Source organism: Metabacillus sp. cB07, assembly GCF_016839225.1.
Taxonomy (GTDB): Bacteria; Bacillota; Bacilli; order Bacillales; family Bacillaceae; genus Bacillus_P; species Bacillus_P indicus.
Map to the genome: position 1 here is coordinate 153,814 of NZ_CP069296.1, position 22,291 is coordinate 176,104.

The following is a 22,291-nucleotide window of genomic DNA, read 5'->3' on the forward strand; positions in this document are numbered from 1 at the left end:
TCCCTTTCCTTCTAAATAGAGACTGAGGGGGGTAATATTCTTGAATCTAGTATTAATGGGTCTGCCGGGAGCCGGTAAAGGCACACAGGCAGAACGAATCGTTGAAAAATATGAAATCCCTCATATCTCAACAGGGGATATGTTCAGAGCTGCCATTAAAGGTGAAACTGAGCTAGGTCTTAAAGCAAAATCCTTCATGGATCAAGGTGCTCTCGTTCCTGATGAAGTAACGATCGGTATCGTCCGTGAAAGATTGGGCAAGAATGATTGTGAAAAAGGTTTCCTGCTTGACGGGTTCCCGCGCACAGTTGCTCAGGCTGAAGCTTTGGAAAACATCCTGTCTGATCTTGATAGAAAAATGGATTATGTCATTAACATTGAGGTTGATAAAGACATCCTGATGGAACGTCTTACAGGACGCCGCATCTGCAAACAATGCGGATCAACATATCATCTCGTTTTCAATCCTCCAGCTGCTGAAGGACGCTGCGACAAATGCGGCGGTGAACTTTACCAGCGTGAAGATGACAACGAAGAGACTGTTGCTAACCGGCTTGAAGTAAACCTCAAGCAGACACAACCTTTGCTGAATTTCTATGAAGAAAAAGGATATCTGCGTAACATTAATGGCCAGCAGGACATCAACAAAGTCTTCGCTGACGTTAATGAACTGCTTGGAGGATTAGGTGAATGATCATTTGTAAGACTCCACGTGAAATCGAAATTATGCGTGAGGCTGGTCGCATTGTCGCATTGACCCACCAGGAACTCCAAAAACATATACAGCCTGGAATTACAACAAAAGAACTGGATGCAATTGCCGAAAAGATTATTCGTGCAAACCATGCAATTCCTTCTTTTAAAGGTTATAATGGTTTTCGCGGAAGCATTTGTGCTTCTGTGAATGAGGAGCTCGTTCACGGAATACCTGGAGATCGAGTATTGCGTGAAGGAGACATTATCAGCATCGATATCGGTGCGAAGTATAATGGCTATCATGGTGACTCTGCTTGGACTTATCCTGTTGGAAACATCTCAGAGGAATCCAAAAAGCTTCTTGAAGTGACTGAGGAATCCCTCTACAAAGGTCTGGCTGAAGCCAAACCGGGCGAGAGACTATCCAATATATCACACGCTATTCAGACGTATGTTGAACAGCATCAATTCTCGGTCGTACGTGAATATGTTGGACACGGCGTTGGACAGGATTTACATGAAGATCCGCAGATTCCGCATTATGGTCCGCCAAACAAAGGTCCGAGGTTAAAACCTGGCATGGTCTTGGCGATTGAGCCAATGGTGAATGCAGGAAGCCGATATGTAAGAACTCTTGCTGACAACTGGACAGTTGTTACTCAGGACGGCAAAATGTGTGCTCACTTTGAACACACGATTGCCATTACAGAAACTGGCTATGAAATTTTAACTAAAGCCTAAATCCGCAGGTGATATTGTTTGAACGAAGCCGAATCGAGTCCGCGCATAGGTCAGTTTGTCTATATTACTGAAGGCAGAGAAGCTGGACAATATGCTGTCGTGGTCAGTATTTTAGATGAACGGTTCGTATTTATAGCAGACGGAGAGAAGCGACCCTTCCACTCCCCTAAAAAGAAGAATGTGAATCATCTAGAGTTTATTGATCGCGTATCTCCGGAAGTTCAGAACAGTATAAAAGAAACAGGACGTGTAACAAACGGAAAACTCCGGCATGCCCTGAAGACGTTTGTCAATGAGCAAGCTGCTGATTTGAAGAAGGGAGAATAATGAATGGCGAAAGATGATGTAATTGAAGTTGAGGGTACCGTACAGGAAACATTGCCAAATGCAATGTTCAAAGTAGAGCTTGAGAATGGTCATACGGTATTAGCGCATGTATCTGGAAAGATCCGCATGCATTTTATTCGCATTTTACCTGGAGACAAAGTTACGGTAGAATTATCACCATATGACTTGACTCGCGGCAGAATTACGTACCGTTTTAAATAAAACACTCCGCAACTAAGGAGGTAAGAGAAATCATGAAGGTAAGACCATCGGTTAAACCAATCTGCGAAAAGTGCAAAGTCATCCGCAGAAAAGGTAAAGTAATGGTAATTTGTGAGAATCCAAAACATAAACAAAAACAAGGTTAAAACTGAAGGAGGTGCAGCTTAAATGGCTCGTATTGCTGGTGTAGATATTCCTCGTGACAAACGCGTTGTAATTTCATTAACATATGTTTTCGGTATTGGACGTCCAACTGCTGGAAAAGTATTAGCTGAGGCTGGTGTTTCTGAAGATACACGTGTGCGTGACTTAACAGAAGAAGAACTAGGTAAGATTCGTGATATCGTAGACAAGTTGAAAGTTGAAGGTGACCTTCGCCGTGAAGTATCCCTAAACATCAAACGTCTGATTGAGATCGGCAGTTTCCGTGGCTTACGTCATCGCCGCAGTCTACCTGTTCGTGGTCAAAATACCAAAAATAACGCTCGTACTCGTAAAGGACCTCGTCGTACGGTTGCGAACAAGAAAAAATAAGGTAAAGGAGGTTAACCGACAATGGCTCGTAAAACGAACACTCGTAAGCGTCGCGTAAAAAAGAATATCGAGGCAGGTATTGCTCATATTCGTTCAACATTTAACAACACGATTGTTACTATTACAGACGTACATGGTAACGCTCTTTCTTGGTCAAGTGCAGGTTCACTCGGATTCAGAGGATCACGTAAATCCACTCCATTCGCTGCACAAATGGCTGCTGAAGCTGCAGCTAAAGGTTCAATTGAACACGGTATGAAAACTCTTGAAGTAACTGTAAAAGGACCAGGCGCAGGCCGTGAAGCTGCAATCCGTGCTCTTCAAGCTGCTGGTCTTGAAGTAACAGCTATCAGAGACGTTACTCCGGTTCCACATAACGGATGCCGTCCGCCAAAACGTCGTCGTGTATAATTTTTCTGTATAGATTTTGTATCCCTGTCAATAATGGGTTATGATACAGTTAAAAAGTTCTCGCAGAAAATAACTATTTGTTGTTGTGCACATTCGGGACTTTATAATGGGGAATTTCGGTTAGACACACGCCTTGGAGCTTCATAATCTGTCTAGCCGGGGTTTCGACGTTTTGAAGGAGGGTTTATAGATGATAGAAATTGAAAAACCAAAAATCGAAACGGTTGAAATCAGCGACGATGCCAAGTACGGCAAATTCGTCGTCGAACCACTCGAGCGTGGATATGGTACAACTTTGGGTAACTCCTTACGTCGTATTCTCTTATCCTCACTCCCTGGTGCCGCTGTAACATCAATCCAGATAGATAGTGTACTCCATGAATTCTCTACGATTGAAGGCGTTGTTGAAGATGTGACTACGATCATCTTAAACATTAAAAAACTTGCTCTTAAGATCTATTCAGAGGAAGAAAAAACGCTTGAGATCGATGTACAGGATGAAGGAGTTGTAACGGCTGCAGATATTACTCACGACAGTGACGTTGAAATTCTAAATCCGGACCTTCATATTGCTACATTAGCGAAGGGTGCACATTTCCGTATGAGATTGACTGCGAAACGCGGTCGCGGATATACTCCGGCTGATGCAAACAAAAGAGAAGATCAGCCAATCGGCGTTATCCCAATCGATTCTATTTACACACCTGTAGCACGCGTGTCCTATCAAGTTGAAAATACACGTGTTGGTCAAGTGTCAAACTATGATAAACTTACTTTTGATGTGTGGACTGACGGAAGCACAGGTCCGAAAGAAGCTATTGCACTTGGTGCAAAGATTCTGACGGAACACCTTAACATCTTCGTTGGGCTTACAGATGAAGCTCAAAACGCAGAGATTATGGTGGAAAAGGAAGAGGACCAAAAAGAAAAAGTTTTAGAAATGACGATCGAAGAATTGGATTTGTCAGTTCGTTCTTATAACTGTTTAAAACGTGCAGGCATTAACACTGTACAGGAGCTTGCTCATAAAACAGAAGAAGATATGATGAAAGTTCGTAACTTAGGTCGTAAATCTTTGGAAGAAGTGAAAGCGAAACTAGAAGAACTTGGCTTAGGTCTTCGTAAAGACGACTGACGACTAGTTAACAAGTTAACTAGCGTTTTCGCGTGTTTCTAAAATTAACACACAGTACTAACGAAGGAGGGAACACATAATGCCTTACAGAAAATTAGGACGTACAAGTGCTCAGCGTAAAGCGTTACTTCGTGATCTTACTACAGATCTAATCATCAGCGAGCGCATTGAAACTACTGAGGCTCGTGCGAAAGAATTGCGTTCAACTGTAGAAAAAATGATTACTTTAGGTAAACGTGGGGATCTTCATGCCCGCCGCCAAGCTGCTGCTTACATCCGTAACGAGGTAGCTAACGAAGAAGGCACGCAAAATGCACTTCAAAAACTATTCAGTGACATCGCACCGCGTTACTCAGAACGCCAAGGCGGTTACACGCGCATAATGAAACTTGGACCTCGCCGCGGCGACGGAGCACCAATGGTCATTATCGAATTAGTTTAATCATTATTTTCTTTACTCAGAGGGCGGGTCAGTTTTCCTGAAAACTGGATCTATGCCCTTTTTTTGTACACTCAGACAGCCTCTCATGGTCATGAGGGGCCCATGAGTGCCGCAGCAGAGACAGAATAGAAGAGCATGGCTTTTGCGCCTGCGCAGGAGTACAGGTGAGGGAGGCAGCGATGGAAGAGACAATTATTGAAGTGGATCAGGTTACATTTCAGTATCATGAAGACGATGCAAGACCCGCCCTTAACGCTGTTTCGTTAAGTGTGAAAAAAGGCGAATGGCTTGCTGTTGTCGGACATAATGGTTCCGGCAAATCAACCCTTGCCAGAGTCCTCAACGGTCTTATACTGCCGCAGCACGGCCGCGTCGCCGTAAACGGCATTCCATTAAATGAAGACTCGATTTGGGAAGTGCGCAAACAAGTCGGAATGGTTTTTCAAAACCCGGATAATCAATTTGTAGGAACGACGGTTAAAGATGATGTGGCTTTTGGTTTAGAAAACCACGGAGTGCCGCGGGAAGAAATGAAAAAGCGCGTCGAATGGGCTACTCAAAAAGTGAAGATGGAAGAATTTCTGGGTCAAGAGCCGCACCATCTTTCAGGAGGCCAAAAGCAGCGCGTGGCCATTGCGGGCGTCATTGCCGTTCAGCCGCAGATCATTATTTTAGACGAGGCTACATCGATGCTTGATCCGCAGGGAAGAAGCGAAGTGATGGAGACTGTGCGCGAGCTTAACAGACAGGGAATTGTAACGGTCATTTCGATTACACACGACCTTGAAGAGGCCGCGAAAGCAGACAGAATTATCGTTATGAATGGCGGAGAGAAATTTGCCGAGGGGTCACCTGAAGAGATTTTTAAACTCGACCGCAAGCTGGTTGAAATAGGACTTGATCTGCCATTTTCCTATCAGGTCAGCATGAAGCTGAGAGAAGCAGGCATTGCCCTCTCAAAGAACTACTTAGACGAAGAAAGCCTGGTGAATGAACTGTGGACATTACATTCCAAGAGCTAGAGCACAGATATCAGGCTCGTACGCCATTTGAACGCCTTGCGCTGCATGACATAAACCTTGAGATTAAAGATCGCTCCTTTGTCTCGATCATCGGGCATACGGGTTCCGGCAAATCAACCATTCTTCAGCATCTGAATGGACTGCTTAAGCCTACAAAAGGTTCTCTGACTGTTGGTGATCGTAAAATCCAGGCAGGTAAAAAGATCAAAGATCTGAAACCGGTCCGCAGAGCAGTAGCCATCGTTTTTCAATTTCCGGAGCATCAGCTTTTTGAGGAAACCGTTGAAAAGGATATCATGTTTGGTCCTATGAATTTCGGCGTCCCAGAAGAAGAAGCACGGGAAAAGGCGCGCAATGCTCTCAAACTGGTCGGGCTTCCTGAAAACGTACTTCAGAAGTCACCGTTTGATTTGAGCGGCGGTCAAATGAGACGGGTCGCTATAGCTGGAGTTCTTGCCATAGAGCCTGAAGTGCTTGTGCTTGATGAACCGACTGCAGGGCTTGATCCGAGCGGAAGGAAAGAGATCATGGATCTTTTCTACTCTCTTCATAAGAGCAGGTCACTTACAACTGTTCTTGTCACACACAGCATGGAGGATGCCGCCCGCTATTCAGACGAAATTGTTGTGATGCATAAAGGCACCGTTCAGATGAAAGGCACGCCTGAAGAGATTTTCAGCCAGTCTGAAGTGCTTGTCACAGCAGGGCTTGATCTTCCTGAAACCGTAAAGCTTCAAAAGACGATTGAGCAGAAGCTCGGGAAAGAGTGGAAAGGGATCTCACTTTCAATCGATGACCTTGTCAGTATGGTTGTACGCGGGATCAAAGGTGATTCCATATGATGAACAGTATGATTATCGGAAAGTATGTTCCCGGCGCCTCGCTCGTTCACAGAATGGACCCCCGTTCAAAGCTCACGATGATCTTTCTGTTTGTTTTTATCGTGTTTTTTGCCAACAATGCGGTGACGTATGCCATTCTCGGATTGTTTACCCTTTTTATCGTCGGTGCGACAAAACTGCCGCCAAGATTTCTATTGAACGGCTTAAAGCCGATCATATGGATCATCCTTTTTACGTTTATTCTGCATATTCTTGTGACAAAAGAAGGTCCTGTCCTGTTTGAAGCCGGCTTTCTTGCGGTTCACAGGGAGGGAGTGATTCAGGGGATTTATATTTCCTTCAGATTTCTGTTTCTTATCCTGCTCACGACCATCCTTACGTTGACGACAACACCGATTGAAGTTACAGACGGAATGGAAAGCCTGCTGCATCCTTTTAAAAAAATCGGTCTCCCGGTCCACGAACTTGCGCTGATGATGTCGATCTCACTCCGGTTTATTCCGACGCTTATGGAGGAAACGGATAAAATCATGAAAGCGCAGATGGCAAGGGGAGCAGACTTTACTAGCGGACCGATTAAACAAAGAATCAGCGCCATCATTCCGCTGCTTGTGCCGCTGTTTATCAGCGCCTTTAAGAGGGCGGAAGAGCTTGCTGTTGCGATGGAGGCAAGAGGCTACCAGGGCGGCGAAGGAAGGACGAAGCTTCGCGAGCTGACGTGGAGAGCCCTTGATACGATCATACTCGGCCTGCTGATTGCTGTAGGCATTGTTCTATTACTACTGCGTTCATAGGAGTTTACAATGAGGGTAAAATGCACCGTTTCATATGACGGAACAGGATTCAGCGGATTTCAGATTCAGCCCGGACAGAGGACCGTTCAGGGTGAAATTGAAAGAGGCCTGAAAAAACTGCATAAAGGGCAGGAAGTGAAAGTTTTTGCATCAGGCAGAACTGATGCAGGTGTTCATGCCATCGGCCAGGTCCTGCATTTTGATACAGAGATCTACATTCCGGAGAGCAGATGGCCGAATGCCTTAAATTCGCTTCTTCCAGGAGATGTGGCTATTCAGGCTGCAGCATTTATTGAAGACGACTTTCATGCAAGGTACCATGTCCGTGCAAAGGAATACCGCTATAAAGTCAGCCGCTCGGAAGTCAGGGACGTGTTCAGCCGGAATTATGCGTATCATTATCCGTATAAACTTGATTATGTGAAAATGCGGGAAGCGATAAAGTTTCTGATCGGCACCCATGATTTTACAAGCTTCTGTTCAGCTAAAACAGATAAAGAGGACAGAATCAGAACTTTATATGATATCGAATTTTACGAAGAAGACGATGTTCTGACATTCCGGTTTGTCGGTGACGGATTCCTCTACAATATGGTCAGAATCCTTGTCGGAACCTTGATAAATGCCGGGCGGGGAGTGCTGGATCCTTACCGGATTCCAGACATCCTGAAGGCGCGTGACCGTTCTCTGTGCGGGAAAACAGCTCCGGGTTCCGGACTATATTTATGGAAAGTTTACTATGACAACTAAACCTGGTGTAACATTATCTTGACAATGTTGCCAGGACGTTATAAACTATCATATGGTATGTATTTCAACCCCACAAATAAGCCCCGGAAGAGTTTATCTGTGTTTTGAAATAGAATGATTAAATTTAAAATGAAAGATATTGGAGGGAAAATCATGCGTACAACATATATGGCGAAAGCAACTGAAGTTGAACGTAAATGGTTCGTGGTAGATGCTGCAGGCAAAACTCTAGGTCGTCTTGCCAGCGAAATCGCATCTGTTCTTCGCGGAAAACACAAACCAACTTATACACCACACGTAGACACTGGTGATCATGTAATTATCATCAATGCAGCACAAATCGAACTGACTGGAAAGAAACTGACTGACAAGATCTACTACCGTCACAGCCAATTCCCAGGCGGACTAAAATCAAGAACTGCTCTTGAAATGCGTACAAACTACTCTGAGAAAATGCTTGAACTAGCAATTCGCGGAATGCTTCCTAAAGGTTCTCTAGGACGTCAAATGTACAAAAAGCTGCATGTATACGCAGGCAGCGAGCATCCACACCAAGCACAACAACCTGAAGTTTACGAACTTCGCGGTTAATTATTAAGGAGGTTATTAATTTGGCACAGGTTCAATATTACGGTACTGGCCGTCGTAAAAGCTCAGTAGCGCGTGTTCGTCTCGTTCCAGGCGAAGGCCGTATTGTTATCAACGATCGTGAAGTAAAAGACTATATCCCATTCGCAGCTCTAATCGAAGACATCAAACAACCGCTTAACTTAACTGAAACAGCTGGAAGCTATGATGTTTTAGTAAGTGTTAATGGCGGTGGATTCGCTGGCCAAGCTGGCGCTATCCGTCACGGCATCTCACGTGCACTTTTAGAAGCAGATCCAGAATACCGCGGCACTCTTAAGCGTGCAGGTCTTCTGACTCGTGACGCTCGTATGAAAGAACGTAAAAAATACGGTCTTAAAGGCGCTCGTCGTGCACCTCAGTTCTCAAAACGTTAATTTTTTCTTCAAAAACCACAGCGGTTCTGCTGTGGTTTTTATTTTCCCCAAAGCAGACAATCTTTACCTCGCATGAAACCGTCCCCCGGAAAAACAATAGACTGAGGGGGCATATACATCATGGAAAAGATTACTTCACTTTCAGATAAACGAAGAGAAAAGCAAATAAACTATGAGCGCATCATCCTGAAAGAACTGACTCTCACCCAGCTGAAGGCGAAAGCCTATGAGTGTTTCGGTGTCTACATGCATTCAGGATCGATTGATTATTCCGCCATTGAAGAAGGCTGCATCGACTATTCTATAGAAGCCTTCCTGCTTGGTGCCAGCTACAGCAGATTCGGCTATTACGGCGAACCGCAGAAGTCAGTCAGCATGAGGTCAAGCCGGGAGGAAAAAGAGTTAACTGACCAACTATTTGATTACATGCTCATATGGGGAAACCACGGTGATGATTTTAAAAACGAATCGGTTTACTATGCATGTGAGCACCTGATTCATTCATGGTGGTCTGAAGGGTTTGAAAAAGGGGCAAAGAGGCTGAAGCTCAGACTTCATTAAAACGCTAATGCCCATTCATATTTCCTGTTTGTCCGCCATATAGTGGTAAAGGACGGGCAGGAGGGTGGAAAAATGAAAAATAAGCTGAGATGGTTCGGCTTTGGCGCAGGCTTCATCTTATTACTTTTATTATTTCAGTTTCAATTTAATAACGACAGCTCTTGGAAGTCGTGGAATCTGCCGCTTACAGGTAAGGTCATCTACATAGATCCCGGACACGGCGGACCTGACGGGGGAGCGGTAGGAACGGACCATCTGGAAAAAGACATTGCCCTTGCCATTTCAAAGCAGATCAGAGACTATCTGCAGGAACAGGGGGCACTCGTCCTTCTTACAAGAGAAAGAGATACAGACCTTGCGGATAAGAGTACGAAGGGCTATTCAAAAAGAAAAGGCGAGGATCTGAGAAAACGCCTGAAGCTGATTAACGAGTCAGAGGCAGATATGTATTTAAGCATTCATCTTAATGCAATTCCCTCGAGACAATGGAGCGGGGCACAAACGTTCTACCACTCCAAAATGGAGGAAAACCAGGTGCTTGCAAAATTTATTCAGGATGAACTAAGGCGCAACCTGGAGAACACTGACCGTAAAGCCAAACAGATGAATACAATCTACCTGATGAAACACATTGATAAGCCTGGTGCTCTGGTAGAAGTGGGTTTCTTATCTAATCCTGATGAAGCGCGCCTTCTTGGCACAGAGGAATATCAGGATAAAGTGGCGGCTTCTATCTATAATGGCATCCTGCGCTATATGACGAACGAGAAAAATCCTCCCGAGTAGGGATGGATTTTTTGTTTTTATTGCATAGTCTCAGGTATAAAGCCCGGAGTCCCAATTTTCTTTCAAATTATGATATACTGATGAAAACGAATACAACAAAGGGTGGTTAACATGCTGAATGAGCAAACAGCTCGCAAAATCGTCGGAGAACTAAATGAACCTTTTTTACATAGAAGCCTTGAAGAACTGAATGCCATAGAAGAAATTTCAATAAAAGCTGAGAAAAACCATATCAGCATGAAAATCGGTATTGCCAAGACAGGTACGTCTGAGCAGATGCAGCTTCAGCAGGAGATTGTCGCTAAACTCAAAGAAGCAGGCGCAGGCACAGTCGGTCTTCGCTTTACAGAGCTTCCCCAGGAAGTAACAGCAAAATATCAGGCGCCTAAACAAGAAGATCCTTCTTTGCTGTCATCAGCCAAGCAGCCTGTCTACATTGCAATTGCCAGCGGTAAAGGAGGCGTCGGTAAATCGACTGTTTCCGTTAATTTAGCTGTGGCTCTTGCCCGTCTCGGCAAAAAAGTCGGACTTATTGATGCGGATATCTACGGATTCAGTGTGCCGGACATGATGGGTATTACGAAACGCCCTGTTGTCAGGGGAGAGAGAATCATTCCGGTAGAGCGATTTGGCGTCCAGGTCATCTCTATGGGCTTTTTTGTAGAGGATAATGCACCGGTCATCTGGAGAGGGCCTATGCTTGGAAAAATGCTTAATAACTTCTTTCAGGAAGTAGAGTGGGGAGACCTTGACTACCTGCTTCTCGACCTTCCTCCGGGCACTGGAGACGTAGCGCTTGATGTTCATGCGATGCTTCCTTCCTGCAAAGAAATCATTGTAACGACTCCGCATCCTACAGCTGCTTTTGTTGCAGCAAGAGCGGGTGCTATGGCGCTTAGAACAGATCATGAAGTAGTCGGTGTCGTTGAAAATATGTCTTATTTTGAAAGCAGAACAACAGGGGAGAAAGAGTATGTCTTCGGCAAAGGCGGAGGAGAAAAGCTTGGACAGGAGCTTAATGTCCCGGTGCTTGGAAACATTCCGCTGCAGCAGCCTGACTGGAACGAAAAGGACTTTGCTCCTTCCGTATATGCAGCAGATCATCCTACTGGAGAGATTTACTCATCAATCGCTAAAAAGGTTGCAGAGATTGTGCCTGTAAATGTATAAACAAAAGCGCCAAAGGTTTGGCGCTTTTCTAAAGATGTATGACATGTAGAGCTTGATTGTCCAGCGACTCGGTACTCCGTCAGAACGGATCCGGCGGAAAAGTCAAATCCGGACTTTTCTTCCGGGTCCTTTTCTGCCTGTTGGACCTTGAGCAGGGCGATTTTCTCTATTGGCCGCCTTGTCCGGATTCTTCGGACTTGCCGCCTTGTCCGGAGTCTCCTTCGCTTCCGCCTGAGCCTCCACCCTGCTTGTTCATTTCTTTCGCAGCTTTCGTCAGACTTTCCTCCAGTTTGGCTTTAAACAGGGGACTTTCAATCGTCTCTGTGATGACCTCCTGAAGGTGTTTGCGGTATTCCTGGCTTTGGAGAACCTTCATCGTCTGTTTCTCCATCTCGGGATTTTCAAGGACGCCAATGAGCATTTTTTGATACTCCGGGTCTTTCATGAGTCCTTTAATAACCTTCTCGTGTTCAGTCTGAAGGCTTTTTGCAAAGCTTTCACTGAACTTTGGGTCTTCAAATGTTTTTTTCCAGAACTCCTGTCCTTTTTCAGACGTCAGGGTTTTGGAAATGGTGTCAGAGACAATTTTCTGATCCATAATCAGGTTTTGCTTCATATCATCATTTTTAAGAATTTCCTGAATGGCTTTTTTTCCGTCATCGGTTTTTAAAATATCGACAACCATTTTCTTTGTTTCTTCATAATCGAGCTGTCCTGAAGGCTGATCTTTAGGTGCGCAGCTCGCAAGGAAAAAACACATGGCTGTAAGTGTCAGAATTGAGAGCAACCTTCGCTTTTCCATCATGCAAAGCTCCTTTCCATTTAGAGTTGCTTATTTCTAATATGAATGAATCGTCCTGTTTTAATACTGGTAATTAACATGGCTTTTTACAAAAGACACTGGTAAAATTTTTGGAGTAGAATACATATTGGGGGATACAATTGTGAACAGTAGAAATTGGGTTCGGTTATTTTTATCGACTCTGCTTGTTGGCGGCATCACTACGAGTATTACTGGTTTTGCCTTAAGATGGGGAGATTATAAAGAGTTTTTCTTGTCGTTTGACATTGTTGAGATTCTTTCCATATTGCTTTGGCTTGTCGGAGTCGGATTTATTTTCAGCATCATCAGCCAAATGGGGTTTTTCGCCTATTTGACGATTCACCGGTTCGGACTTGGAATCTTTCGGACGGCTGCTTTATGGAATGCCATTCAGATTGTTCTGATCCTGTTTGTCATCTTTGATCTCGTCTATTTCCGCTATCAGCTGTTCGCAGCAGAGGGTGATTCAGTTGTTTCTTATCTTATGGTTGCCTTATTTTTGCTGTTATTCAGTGCAGCGGTCGCTTATATCAAGATGAAACAGACAAACAAAATGGCTTTCATACCGGCCCTGTTTTTTATGACAGTCGTTACAACGGTCGAGTGGGTGCCTGCATTGCGTGTAAATGAAGGTGACTGGCTGTACTTAATGCTGATTCCGCTGCTTATATGCAATGCCTATCAGCTGCTGCTCTTATCTAAATTATCTCAAGCTAAAAAAGCTGAGCCCTGTAATTCCGGGCTCAGCTTTTTTCATAAGATTATTTCACTTCCGTTGATTTGGCTGTTCCTCCCGAAATTAAATCCGCTACCGTTACGTTATTCAGACCTTTTTGCTTCAGCCCTTCAACAATTTGCGGAAGTGCCTTCTGTGTCTGCTTGGCGGAATCAGAGGCATGAAGCAGGATAATATCTCCTCCCTGAACCGCATCGTTTACATTTTTCACAATGGTGCTGACACCTGGATTGGTCCAGTCATCTGAATCTACACTATAATGAACGACAGTGTATCCGTATCTTTCGGCTATCGTCAGAATCTCCTGATTGAAGTTGCCTGTTGGCGGCCGGAGAAGTTTTATATCTTTCAGTCCGAGTTCGCTGAATACATCCTGCGCCATGAGAATATCACGCCGTATTTCATCTGCCTCAAGCGAGGTGTAGTTTTTATAGGCATATCCCATGCTCCCGACCTGGTGTCCATCCTTTACAATTTGTTTCACTATCTCAGGGTGCCGCTCAGCCCAGGCTGCAGATAGAAAAAACGTCGCATTCGTCACACCATTTTTCTTGAGGGTATCAAGAATCGGCTTTGCCTTTTCATCCCCCCAGCTGATGTCAAACGTAAGGGAAACGCTGTTTGCTTTCTCTTCTCCCCTGAAAACAGCCTTTGGTCCGTCTGCTGTTGAGAAAACGGGAAATTGAAGGACATTTTCTATATATAGAATACCGGCAGTAAAGAGAGCGGCAATGACAATGATGAGCAGCTGTTTCACTTTTTTTATATGCAGTACATAGAAATTGTTCATTCTGATCAGCCCCGTCCCTAATGTTCTTGTCTCATATGTATGCCAAGCTGTGAAGAATATGATTAGAAAAATTCAAGTTGTGCCATAATGATAAAACTTACGCATCTTTAGAGGAGGATCACATGTCAAAAGGGTTTATCTTCAATGATAAAGAAGCTCAGGAAATGGAGCTGCTGCTTGAACAGGAACTTCAGATCATAAGCAATATTCTTATTGACGACAGTCTCACATTTGTTCAAAAAAGATCACTTCTTGAAAAAAGAGAATTGCTGGGCAACTTATACAAAATCATAAGCGGGAAAATTGATTTTCATTTTATGAAAAATAATTTATAAAATATATTGACCTTGAAGTGGAAATGATGGTATATTATTCTTCGTCGCTGAGAAACAAATGGATTTTTAAAGCCTTAAAAAACTTCAAAAAATCCTGTTGACACAGTGATGGTCACCATGTTAAATTATATAAGCCGTCACCAATGACGAGCGAAAATGATCTTTGAAAACTAAACAAAACCAAAAGCGTACCAAACGTTTTAAATTTTTAAGTCAGCAACATTTATGAGTCACAAATTTTCTTCGGAGAGTTTGATCCTGGCTCAGGACGAACGCTGGCGGCGTGCCTAATACATGCAAGTCGAGCGGATCTCTTCGGAGATCAGCGGCGGACGGGTGAGTAACACGTGGGCAACCTGCCTGTAAGACTGGGATAACTCCGGGAAACCGGAGCTAATACCGGATACTATGTCAAACCGCATGGTTTGACATTCAAAGACGGTTTCGGCTGTCACTTACAGATGGGCCCGCGGCGCATTAGCTAGTTGGTGAGGTAATGGCTCACCAAGGCGACGATGCGTAGCCGACCTGAGAGGGTGATCGGCCACACTGGGACTGAGACACGGCCCAGACTCCTACGGGAGGCAGCAGTAGGGAATCTTCCGCAATGGACGAAAGTCTGACGGAGCAACGCCGCGTGAGTGATGAAGGTTTTCGGATCGTAAAACTCTGTTGTCAGGGAAGAACAAGTGCCGGAGTAACTGCCGGCACCTTGACGGTACCTGACCAGAAAGCCACGGCTAACTACGTGCCAGCAGCCGCGGTAATACGTAGGTGGCAAGCGTTGTCCGGAATTATTGGGCGTAAAGCGCGCGCAGGCGGTTTCTTAAGTCTGATGTGAAAGCCCCCGGCTCAACCGGGGAGGGTCATTGGAAACTGGGAAACTTGAGTGCAGAAGAGGAGAGTGGAATTCCACGTGTAGCGGTGAAATGCGTAGAGATGTGGAGGAACACCAGTGGCGAAGGCGACTCTCTGGTCTGTAACTGACGCTGAGGCGCGAAAGCGTGGGGAGCGAACAGGATTAGATACCCTGGTAGTCCACGCCGTAAACGATGAGTGCTAAGTGTTAGAGGGTTTCCGCCCTTTAGTGCTGCAGCTAACGCATTAAGCACTCCGCCTGGGGAGTACGGTCGCAAGACTGAAACTCAAAGGAATTGACGGGGGCCCGCACAAGCGGTGGAGCATGTGGTTTAATTCGAAGCAACGCGAAGAACCTTACCAGGTCTTGACATCCTTTGCCACTTCTAGAGATAGAAGGTTCCCCTTCGGGGGACAAAGTGACAGGTGGTGCATGGTTGTCGTCAGCTCGTGTCGTGAGATGTTGGGTTAAGTCCCGCAACGAGCGCAACCCTTGATCTTAGTTGCCAGCATTCAGTTGGGCACTCTAAGGTGACTGCCGGTGACAAACCGGAGGAAGGTGGGGATGACGTCAAATCATCATGCCCCTTATGACCTGGGCTACACACGTGCTACAATGGATGGTACAAAGGGCTGCGAGACCGCGAGGTTTAGCCAATCCCATAAAACCATTCTCAGTTCGGATTGCAGGCTGCAACTCGCCTGCATGAAGCTGGAATCGCTAGTAATCGCGGATCAGCATGCCGCGGTGAATACGTTCCCGGGCCTTGTACACACCGCCCGTCACACCACGAGAGTTTGCAACACCCGAAGTCGGTGGGGTAACCGCAAGGAGCCAGCCGCCTAAGGTGGGGTAGATGATTGGGGTGAAGTCGTAACAAGGTAGCCGTATCGGAAGGTGCGGCTGGATCACCTCCTTTCTAAGGATATGAGGTCGCTTTTGGTTTTTGTTTAGTTTTGAGAGATCATTCTCTCTATATGAAAGAAGGCGATCATTTCTGATCTGCCGGTTGTTCTTTGAAAACTGGATAACGTAATTGATAACAAGTAATTCACTGAGATTTACGCTTACCATAGTGATTTTCTTAGACTTTACAGTCTAAACAAACGATTGACCAATTTTGGTTAAGTTATGAAGGGCGCACGGTGGATGCCTTGGCACTAGGAGCCGATGAAGGACGGGACTAACACCGATATGCTTTGGGGAGCTGTAAGTAAGCTTTGATCCAGAGATTTCCGAATGGGGAAACCCACTGTTCGTAATGGAACAGTATCTTTACCTGAATACATAGGGTACTGAAGGCAGACCCGGGGAACTGAAACATCTAAGTACCCGGAGGAAGAGAAAGCAAATGCGATTTCCCAAGTAGCGGCGAGCGAAACGGAATCAGCCCAAACCAAGAGGCTTGCCTCTTGGGGTTGTAGGACACTCTATACGGAGTTACAAAGGAACGGGGTAGATGAAGCGGCCTGGAAAGGCCTGTCATAGAAGGTAAAAACCCTGTAGTCGAAACTTCGTTCCCTCCAGAGTGGATCCTGAGTACGGCGGGACACGTGAAATCCCGTCGGAATCCGGGAGGACCATCTCCCAAGGCTAAATACTACCTAGTGACCGATAGTGAACCAGTACCGTGAGGGAAAGGTGAAAAGCACCCCGGAAGGGGAGTGAAAAGATCCTGAAACCGTGTGCTTACAAGTAGTCAGAGCCCGTTAACGGGTGATGGCGTGCCTTTTGTAGAATGAACCGGCGAGTTACGATCCCGTGCAAGGTTAAGTTGATGAGACGGAGCCGCAGCGAAAGCGAGTCTGAATAGGGCGAATTAGTACGTGGTCGTAGACCCGAAACCAGGTGATCTACCCATGTCCAGGGTGAAGTTCAGGTAACACTGAATGGAGGCCCGAACCCACGCACGTTGAAAAGTGCGGGGATGAGGTGTGGGTAGCGGAGAAATTCCAATCGAACTTGGAGATAGCTGGTTCTCTCCGAAATAGCTTTAGGGCTAGCCTCGAGTATGAGAGTCTTGGAGGTAGAGCACTGATTGGACTAGGGGCCCTCATCGGGTTACCGAATTCAGTCAAACTCCGAATGCCAAAGACTTGCTCCTCGGGAGTCAGACTGCGAGTGATAAGATCCGTAGTCAAGAGGGAAACAGCCCAGACCGCCAGCTAAGGTCCCAAAGTATACGTTAAGTGGAAAAGGATGTGGAGTTGCTTAGACAACCAGGATGTTGGCTTAGAAGCAGCCACCATTTAAAGAGTGCGTAATAGCTCACTGGTCGAGTGACTCTGCGCCGAAAATGTACCGGGGCTAAACGTATCACCGAAGCTGCGGACTGTTCTTACGAACAGTGGTAGGAGAGCGTTCTAAGGGCGTCGAAGCCAGACCGGAAGGACTGGTGGAGCGCTTAGAAGTGAGAATGCCGGTATGAGTAGCGAAAGAGGGGTGAGAATCCCCTCCACCGAATGCCTAAGGTTTCCTGAGGAAGGCTCGTCCGCTCAGGGTTAGTCGGGACCTAAGCCGAGGCCGAAAGGCGTAGGCGATGGACAACAGGTTGATATTCCTGTACCACCTCCTCACCATTTGAGCAATGGGGGGACGCAGGAGGATAGGGCAAGCGCGCTGTTGGATATGCGCGTCCAAGCAGTTAGGCCGGGAAGTAGGCAAATCCGCTTCCCATATAAGGCTGAGCTGTGATGGCGAGGGAAATTTAGTACCGAAGTTCCTGATTCCACACTGCCAAGAAAAGCCTCTAGCGAGGTGAGAGGTGCCCGTACCGCAAACCGACACAGGTAGGCGAGGAGAGAATCCTAAGGTGAGCGAGAGAACTCTCGTTAAGGAACTCGGCAAAATGACCCCGTAACTTCGGGAGAAGGGGTGCTTTTTAGGGTGAATAGCCCTGAAAAGCCGCAGTGAATAGGCCCAGGCGACTGTTTAGCAAAAACACAGGTCTCTGCGAAGCCGCAAGGCGAAGTATAGGGGCTGACGCCTGCCCGGTGCTGGAAGGTTAAGGGGAGAGGTTAGCGCAAGCGAAGCTTTGAACCGAAGCCCCAGTAAACGGCGGCCGTAACTATAACGGTCCTAAGGTAGCGAAATTCCTTGTCGGGTAAGTTCCGACCCGCACGAAAGGCGTAACGATCTGGGCACTGTCTCAACGAGAGACTCGGTGAAATTATAGTACCTGTGAAGATGCAGGTTACCCGCGACAGGACGGAAAGACCCCGTGGAGCTTTACTGCAGCCTGATATTGAATTTTGGTACAGCTTGTACAGGATAGGTAGGAGCCTTGGAAGCCGGAGCGCAAGCTTCGGTGGAGGCATTGGTGGGATACTACCCTTGCTGTATTGAAATTCTAACCCGCAGCCCTTACCGGGCTGGGAGACAGTGTCAGGCGGGCAGTTTGACTGGGGCGGTCGCCTCCTAAAATGTAACGGAGGCGCCCAAAGGTTCCCTCAGAATGGTTGGAAATCATTCGCAGAGTGTAAAGGCACAAGGGAGCTTGACTGCGAGACCTACAAGTCGAGCAGGGACGAAAGTCGGGCTTAGTGATCCGGTGGTTCCGCATGGAAGGGCCATCGCTCAACGGATAAAAGCTACCCCGGGGATAACAGGCTTATCTCCCCCAAGAGTCCACATCGACGGGGAGGTTTGGCACCTCGATGTCGGCTCATCGCATCCTGGGGCTGTAGTCGGTCCCAAGGGTTGGGCTGTTCGCCCATTAAAGCGGTACGCGAGCTGGGTTCAGAACGTCGTGAGACAGTTCGGTCCCTATCCGTCGTGGGCGCAGGAAATTTGAGAGGAGCTGTCCTTAGTACGAGAGGACCGGGATGGACGCACCGCTGGTGTACCAGTTGTCTTGCCAAAGGCATCGCTGGGTAGCTATGTGCGGAAGGGATAAGTGCTGAAAGCATCTAAGCATGAAGCCCCCCTCAAGATGAGATTTCCCATCACATTTGTGAGTAAGAACCCTGAAAGATGATCAGGTTGATAGGTCTGAGGTGGAAGCGCGGTGACGTGTGGAGCTGACAGATACTAATCGTTCGAGGACTTAACCACAGTCTAACTAAGCGTAAGTTGCACGTGAATCTTGTTATCAAACGTTATTCAGTTTTGAAAGAATAACTTCTTTCAAAAAAAGCTTGAAATCTTCGGATTTCATAGTATAATAATTTTTGTCACTATGTCTGGTGATGATGGCAAAGAGGTCACACCCGTTCCCATGCCGAACACGGAAGTTAAGCTCTTTAGCGCCGATGGTAGTTGGGGGTTTCCCCCTGTGAGAGTAGGACGTTGCCAGGCTTGTGAACAAATCATTATATTATTCCGCAGTAGCTCAGTGGTAGAGCTATCGGCTGTTAACCGATCGGTCGTAGGTTCGAGTCCTACCTGCGGAGCCATGCTTCCATAGCTCAGTCGGTAGAGCACTTCCATGGTAAGGAAGAGGTCATCGGTTCAAGCCCGGTTGGGAGCTTACATTACAACTTCAACTGGCCCGTTGGTCAAGCGGTTAAGACACCGCCCTTTCACGGCGGTAACACGGGTTCGAATCCCGTACGGGTCACCATTGTTTTTTTATGTGAAATACTAAACATTCTTTTCTTCTGGAGGATTAGCTCAGCTGGGAGAGCATCTGCCTTACAAGCAGAGGGTCGGCGGTTCGAGCCCGTCATCCTCCACCATAAGAATTAAATAATCTTACTTCAAATGCCGGTGTAGCTCAATTGGTAGAGCAACTGACTTGTAATCAGTAGGTTGGGGGTTCAAGTCCTCTCGCCGGCACCACTGAAATGTGGAGGGGTAGCGAAGTGGCTAAACGCGGCGGACTGTAAATCCGCTCCCTCCGGGTTCGGCGGTTCGAATCCGTCCCCCTCCACCATTTTATTTAGACAAGCTGGAATTGAATAGTTTTTGTCTGGACTGTAAATAATAAGGTTAGTTAACATAAACCTTTTTACGGTCAATTCCAATTTTATAAATTACATACTTTCATTGGGCTATAGCCAAGCGGTAAGGCAACGGACTTTGACTCCGTCATGCGCTGGTTCGAATCCAGCTAGCCCAGCCATTTTCTTTTGAACTGTGTGTCTGCGCAGGATCTTAAGACTGAATTCATTTATGTGCCATTAGCTCAGTCGGTAGAGCATCTGACTTTTAATCAGAGGGTCGAAGGTTCGAGTCCTTCATGGCACACCATTTTTCCTTAATATGCGGGTGTGGCGGAATTGGCAGACGCGCTAGACTTAGGATCTAGTGTCTTTGACGTGGGGGTTCGAGTCCCTTCACCCGCATGATGTTGCGGAAGTAGTTCAGTGGTAGAACACCACCTTGCCAAGGTGGGGGTCGCGGGTTCGAATCCCGTCTTCCGCTCCATATTCGGGGCCTTAGCTCAGCTGGGAGAGCGCCTGCCTTGCACGCAGGAGGTCAGCGGTTCGATCCCGCTAGGCTCCATCTTTAAACCTAAGACTATATGGTCTTAGGTTTTTTTGTTTTCCAAAAATGGTTCGGAGGAGTTATTGAGTCATTTATTTAACAGAAAACTCTGTATATATATACATAATTTTGTCGAGTTGAGTCATCTCCCTTTTTGAACGTACAATAGAGGCACAGGCTTCTAATAAGGGGGATGATTGAGATGAAAGAAAGAATATCAATTATTGGAGTACCAATGGATCTTGGACAAATGCGCCGCGGTGTCGATATGGGGCCGAGTGCGATTCGATATGCCGGTGTTGTTGAGAGATTAGAAGGGCTCAGCTATAAGATTGAAGATAAGGGCGATATTGAGATTGGTCGTGCGAACAGAGAAGAAGAAGCAGCCAATAACCTGAGAAATTTGAAAGCGGTGTCAGAGGCCAGTGTGAAGCTTTCAGATCAGGTGGATGAAGCGATCAAATCGGGTTCTTTTCCACTTGTTTTCGGCGGAGACCACAGCATTGCAATCGGGACGCTTGCAGGGGTGTCAAAGCACTATGAGAATCTCGGAGTCATCTGGTACGATGCCCATGGCGATTTAAACACTGGAGAAACGTCACCATCAGGCAATATTCATGGTATGCCTCTTGCTGTCAGCATTGGAATCGGTGATGAGGCACTCACGAGAATTGGAGGCTACACACCTAAAGTAAAGCCTGAGAACATTGTGATTATAGGTGCCAGGTCGCTTGATCAGGGTGAGAAAGAGCTGATTAAGGAAAAGGGAATCAAAGTATATACCATGCATGAAATTGACCGCCTTGGTATGACGAAGGTGATGGAGGAAACCATCGAGTATTTGAAGGAACGTACGGATGGAGTTCATCTATCATTGGATCTTGACGGACTTGACCCTCATGATGCACCTGGTGTCGGAACACCTGTTATTGGCGGCATCAGCTACAGGGAAAGCCATCTTGCCATGGAAATGCTTGCAGAATCAGAGATTATCACATCAGCAGAGTTTGTTGAAGTAAATCCGATTCTTGATGAAAAAAATAAAACCGCAACAGTTGCTGTTGCTTTAATGGGCTCTTTATTCGGAGAGAAGCTCAAATAATAACGGGTACAAAAGGCATAGCCGATTGAGGCTATGCCCTTTCCATTTTTACGGGATTCTTTTAAGATAGATTTAAGATAAACCTCCTCAAAAGCCATCTACAGGACACCTAAAATTTGTTAAACTATTTTTATGTGAAAAAAAATGAAACCTTTTATTCGGCTTATACGTAATAAGGGGAATCCGCGATTTGTGCGGAGGTAAGGGGTATCATGGAGACGATCGTAAAAAACAGAATTAAACAAGTGAAAAAAGGCGACCAGAATGCATTTGCCGAAATTGTAGATCTGTACAAGGACAAGATTTATCAGCTTTGCTACCGCATGCTTGGGAATTCTCATGAGGCTGAGGATATTGCTCAGGAAGCGTTTATACGGGCATACGTCAACATTCACAGCTACGATATGGATAAAAAGTTTTCAACATGGCTGTACCGCATAGCAACGAACCTGACAATTGACCGGATCAGAAAGAAAAAGCCCGATTACTATCTGGATGCAGAGGTTGCCGGAACAGAGGGGCTCACTATGTATTCCCAGGTTGCAGCGGATGTTGCGCTGCCTGAGGATCAGGTTGCGACAATGGAACTTCAGCAAATGATTCAGAAAGAAATTTTAAAGCTCCCTGATAAATATCGGTCGGTCATCGTATTAAAGTATATAGATGAGCTTTCTTTAATTGAAATCAGTGAAATTCTCAATATGCCGATCGGGACGGTAAAAACAAGAATTCACAGAGGACGGGAAGCTCTCAGAAAGCAATTAAGGCATTTATAAGTAGAG

At 46.1% G+C, this 22,291-nt stretch carries 23 protein-coding genes, 11 tRNA genes, 3 rRNA genes and 1 pseudogene; 36 read left to right on the top strand and 2 right to left on the bottom strand.

Annotated features, from left to right (window positions below):
• The first annotated feature begins 40 nt into the window (after positions 1–40).
• From JOJ89_RS00850 to JOJ89_RS00935, 18 genes are all read left to right on the top strand, one after another.
• Complete coding sequence (locus tag JOJ89_RS00850) at positions 41–694, top strand: adenylate kinase (RefSeq protein WP_029282790.1); 654 nt, start codon at positions 41–43, stop codon at positions 692–694.
• Positions 691–1,437: a type I methionyl aminopeptidase gene (gene map / locus JOJ89_RS00855; protein ID WP_029282789.1), complete on the top strand. Its 747-nt coding sequence runs from the start codon at positions 691–693 to the stop codon at positions 1,435–1,437. Before JOJ89_RS00850 ends, map begins: the two co-directional genes overlap by 4 nt.
• 18 nt (positions 1,438–1,455) lie before the next feature.
• Complete coding sequence (locus JOJ89_RS00860; protein WP_029282787.1) at positions 1,456–1,764, top strand: KOW domain-containing RNA-binding protein; 309 nt, start codon at positions 1,456–1,458, stop codon at positions 1,762–1,764.
• Positions 1,765–1,767: 3 nt separating this feature from the next.
• Positions 1,768–1,986: a translation initiation factor IF-1 gene (gene infA / locus JOJ89_RS00865; RefSeq protein WP_028390440.1), complete on the top strand. Its 219-nt coding sequence runs from the start codon at positions 1,768–1,770 to the stop codon at positions 1,984–1,986.
• A gap of 32 nt (positions 1,987–2,018) precedes the next feature.
• Complete coding sequence (gene rpmJ / locus JOJ89_RS00870; protein ID WP_003156543.1) at positions 2,019–2,132, top strand: 50S ribosomal protein L36; 114 nt, start codon at positions 2,019–2,021, stop codon at positions 2,130–2,132.
• Positions 2,133–2,154: 22 nt separating this feature from the next.
• Positions 2,155–2,520, top strand: a complete 366-nt coding sequence (gene rpsM, locus JOJ89_RS00875; protein ID WP_029282779.1) for a 30S ribosomal protein S13 — start codon at positions 2,155–2,157, stop codon at positions 2,518–2,520.
• A gap of 21 nt (positions 2,521–2,541) precedes the next feature.
• Positions 2,542–2,931 carry a 30S ribosomal protein S11 gene (rpsK, locus tag JOJ89_RS00880; protein ID WP_029282777.1) on the top strand — a complete coding sequence of 130 codons (390 nt, stop codon included), beginning with the start codon at positions 2,542–2,544 and terminating at the stop codon, positions 2,929–2,931.
• 190 nt (positions 2,932–3,121) lie between these two features.
• Positions 3,122–4,066, top strand: a complete 945-nt coding sequence (locus JOJ89_RS00885) for a DNA-directed RNA polymerase subunit alpha (protein WP_029282775.1) — start codon at positions 3,122–3,124, stop codon at positions 4,064–4,066.
• A gap of 79 nt (positions 4,067–4,145) precedes the next feature.
• Complete coding sequence (gene rplQ, locus JOJ89_RS00890; protein ID WP_029282773.1) at positions 4,146–4,508, top strand: 50S ribosomal protein L17; 363 nt, start codon at positions 4,146–4,148, stop codon at positions 4,506–4,508.
• A gap of 179 nt (positions 4,509–4,687) precedes the next feature.
• Positions 4,688–5,530: an energy-coupling factor ABC transporter ATP-binding protein gene (locus tag JOJ89_RS00895; protein WP_029282771.1), complete on the top strand. Its 843-nt coding sequence runs from the start codon at positions 4,688–4,690 to the stop codon at positions 5,528–5,530.
• Positions 5,506–6,372 carry an energy-coupling factor ABC transporter ATP-binding protein gene (locus tag JOJ89_RS00900; RefSeq protein ID WP_029566219.1) on the top strand — a complete coding sequence of 289 codons (867 nt, stop codon included), beginning with the start codon at positions 5,506–5,508 and terminating at the stop codon, positions 6,370–6,372. The genes JOJ89_RS00895 and JOJ89_RS00900 overlap by 25 nt, the downstream gene beginning before the upstream one ends.
• Entirely contained in the window at positions 6,369–7,166 is a 798-nt protein-coding gene (locus JOJ89_RS00905; RefSeq protein ID WP_203289337.1) for an energy-coupling factor transporter transmembrane component T family protein, read from the top strand. Before JOJ89_RS00900 ends, JOJ89_RS00905 begins: the two co-directional genes overlap by 4 nt.
• Before the next feature lie 9 nt (positions 7,167–7,175).
• The gene (gene truA, locus JOJ89_RS00910) at positions 7,176–7,916 is read left to right on the top strand and encodes a tRNA pseudouridine(38-40) synthase TruA (protein WP_203289338.1); all 741 of its coding nucleotides are present in this window, start codon (positions 7,176–7,178) and stop codon (positions 7,914–7,916) included.
• A gap of 153 nt (positions 7,917–8,069) precedes the next feature.
• Positions 8,070–8,507, top strand: a complete 438-nt coding sequence (rplM, locus tag JOJ89_RS00915; protein ID WP_029282762.1) for a 50S ribosomal protein L13 — start codon at positions 8,070–8,072, stop codon at positions 8,505–8,507.
• 20 nt (positions 8,508–8,527) lie between these two features.
• On the top strand, positions 8,528–8,920 hold the full coding sequence (gene rpsI / locus JOJ89_RS00920; RefSeq protein ID WP_029282760.1) for a 30S ribosomal protein S9: 393 nt from the start codon (positions 8,528–8,530) through the stop codon (positions 8,918–8,920).
• A gap of 120 nt (positions 8,921–9,040) precedes the next feature.
• The gene (locus JOJ89_RS00925) at positions 9,041–9,481 is read left to right on the top strand and encodes a DUF2521 family protein (RefSeq protein ID WP_029566217.1); all 441 of its coding nucleotides are present in this window, start codon (positions 9,041–9,043) and stop codon (positions 9,479–9,481) included.
• A gap of 72 nt (positions 9,482–9,553) precedes the next feature.
• Positions 9,554–10,267, top strand: a complete 714-nt coding sequence (gene cwlD, locus JOJ89_RS00930) for an N-acetylmuramoyl-L-alanine amidase CwlD (RefSeq protein ID WP_203289339.1) — start codon at positions 9,554–9,556, stop codon at positions 10,265–10,267.
• Positions 10,268–10,378: 111 nt separating this feature from the next.
• The gene (locus tag JOJ89_RS00935) at positions 10,379–11,437 is read left to right on the top strand and encodes an Mrp/NBP35 family ATP-binding protein (protein WP_029282754.1); all 1,059 of its coding nucleotides are present in this window, start codon (positions 10,379–10,381) and stop codon (positions 11,435–11,437) included.
• A gap of 166 nt (positions 11,438–11,603) precedes the next feature.
• Here JOJ89_RS00935 and gerD read toward each other — a convergent pair whose 3' ends face one another.
• Positions 11,604–12,242, bottom strand: coding sequence for a spore germination lipoprotein GerD (gerD, locus tag JOJ89_RS00940; RefSeq protein WP_203289340.1), 639 nt, complete (start codon positions 12,240–12,242; stop codon positions 11,604–11,606).
• A 139-nt stretch (positions 12,243–12,381) separates the two neighbouring features.
• Here gerD and JOJ89_RS00945 point away from each other — a divergent pair.
• Positions 12,382–12,984 (top strand): annotated as a pseudogene (locus tag JOJ89_RS00945) (KinB-signaling pathway activation protein); the annotation flags it as partial.
• Between the two features lie 37 nt (positions 12,985–13,021).
• Here the strand turns inward: JOJ89_RS00945 and pdaB are convergent.
• Entirely contained in the window at positions 13,022–13,786 is a 765-nt protein-coding gene (gene pdaB / locus JOJ89_RS00950; protein WP_029282748.1) for a polysaccharide deacetylase family sporulation protein PdaB, read from the bottom strand.
• Positions 13,787–13,908: 122 nt separating this feature from the next.
• On the opposite strand from pdaB, the gene JOJ89_RS00955 reads away from it, so the two are divergent.
• From JOJ89_RS00955 to sigW, 17 genes are all read left to right on the top strand, one after another.
• The gene (locus JOJ89_RS00955; protein WP_029566213.1) at positions 13,909–14,121 is read left to right on the top strand and encodes a hypothetical protein; all 213 of its coding nucleotides are present in this window, start codon (positions 13,909–13,911) and stop codon (positions 14,119–14,121) included.
• A gap of 240 nt (positions 14,122–14,361) precedes the next feature.
• Positions 14,362–15,899 (top strand): 16S ribosomal RNA (locus tag JOJ89_RS00960).
• Between the two features lie 203 nt (positions 15,900–16,102).
• Positions 16,103–19,033, top strand: a 23S ribosomal RNA gene (locus JOJ89_RS00965).
• A gap of 127 nt (positions 19,034–19,160) precedes the next feature.
• A 5S ribosomal RNA gene (gene rrf / locus JOJ89_RS00970) occupies positions 19,161–19,276 on the top strand.
• The 16S, 23S and 5S rRNA genes sit together here with 11 tRNA genes alongside, the layout of an rRNA operon.
• Before the next feature lie 23 nt (positions 19,277–19,299).
• Positions 19,300–19,374: transfer RNA gene (locus JOJ89_RS00975), tRNA-Asn, on the top strand.
• Between the two features lies 1 nt (position 19,375).
• Positions 19,376–19,448: transfer RNA gene (locus JOJ89_RS00980), tRNA-Thr, on the top strand.
• A gap of 18 nt (positions 19,449–19,466) precedes the next feature.
• Positions 19,467–19,541, top strand: a tRNA-Glu gene (locus JOJ89_RS00985).
• Between the two features lie 39 nt (positions 19,542–19,580).
• A tRNA-Val gene (locus tag JOJ89_RS00990) sits at positions 19,581–19,656 on the top strand.
• A 27-nt stretch (positions 19,657–19,683) separates the two neighbouring features.
• A tRNA-Thr gene (locus JOJ89_RS00995) sits at positions 19,684–19,759 on the top strand.
• Positions 19,760–19,768: 9 nt separating this feature from the next.
• Positions 19,769–19,853, top strand: a tRNA-Tyr gene (locus JOJ89_RS01000).
• A gap of 114 nt (positions 19,854–19,967) precedes the next feature.
• A tRNA-Gln gene (locus JOJ89_RS01005) sits at positions 19,968–20,042 on the top strand.
• A gap of 52 nt (positions 20,043–20,094) precedes the next feature.
• Positions 20,095–20,170: transfer RNA gene (locus JOJ89_RS01010), tRNA-Lys, on the top strand.
• Positions 20,171–20,184: 14 nt separating this feature from the next.
• A tRNA-Leu gene (locus tag JOJ89_RS01015) sits at positions 20,185–20,265 on the top strand.
• Positions 20,266–20,272: 7 nt separating this feature from the next.
• Positions 20,273–20,347: transfer RNA gene (locus JOJ89_RS01020), tRNA-Gly, on the top strand.
• A gap of 5 nt (positions 20,348–20,352) precedes the next feature.
• A tRNA-Ala gene (locus JOJ89_RS01025) sits at positions 20,353–20,425 on the top strand.
• A 184-nt stretch (positions 20,426–20,609) separates the two neighbouring features.
• Entirely contained in the window at positions 20,610–21,509 is a 900-nt protein-coding gene (rocF, locus tag JOJ89_RS01030) for an arginase (RefSeq protein WP_029286226.1), read from the top strand.
• A gap of 212 nt (positions 21,510–21,721) precedes the next feature.
• On the top strand, positions 21,722–22,285 hold the full coding sequence (gene sigW / locus JOJ89_RS01035; RefSeq protein WP_029286228.1) for an RNA polymerase sigma factor SigW: 564 nt from the start codon (positions 21,722–21,724) through the stop codon (positions 22,283–22,285).
• The last annotated feature ends 6 nt before the right edge of the window (positions 22,286–22,291 follow it).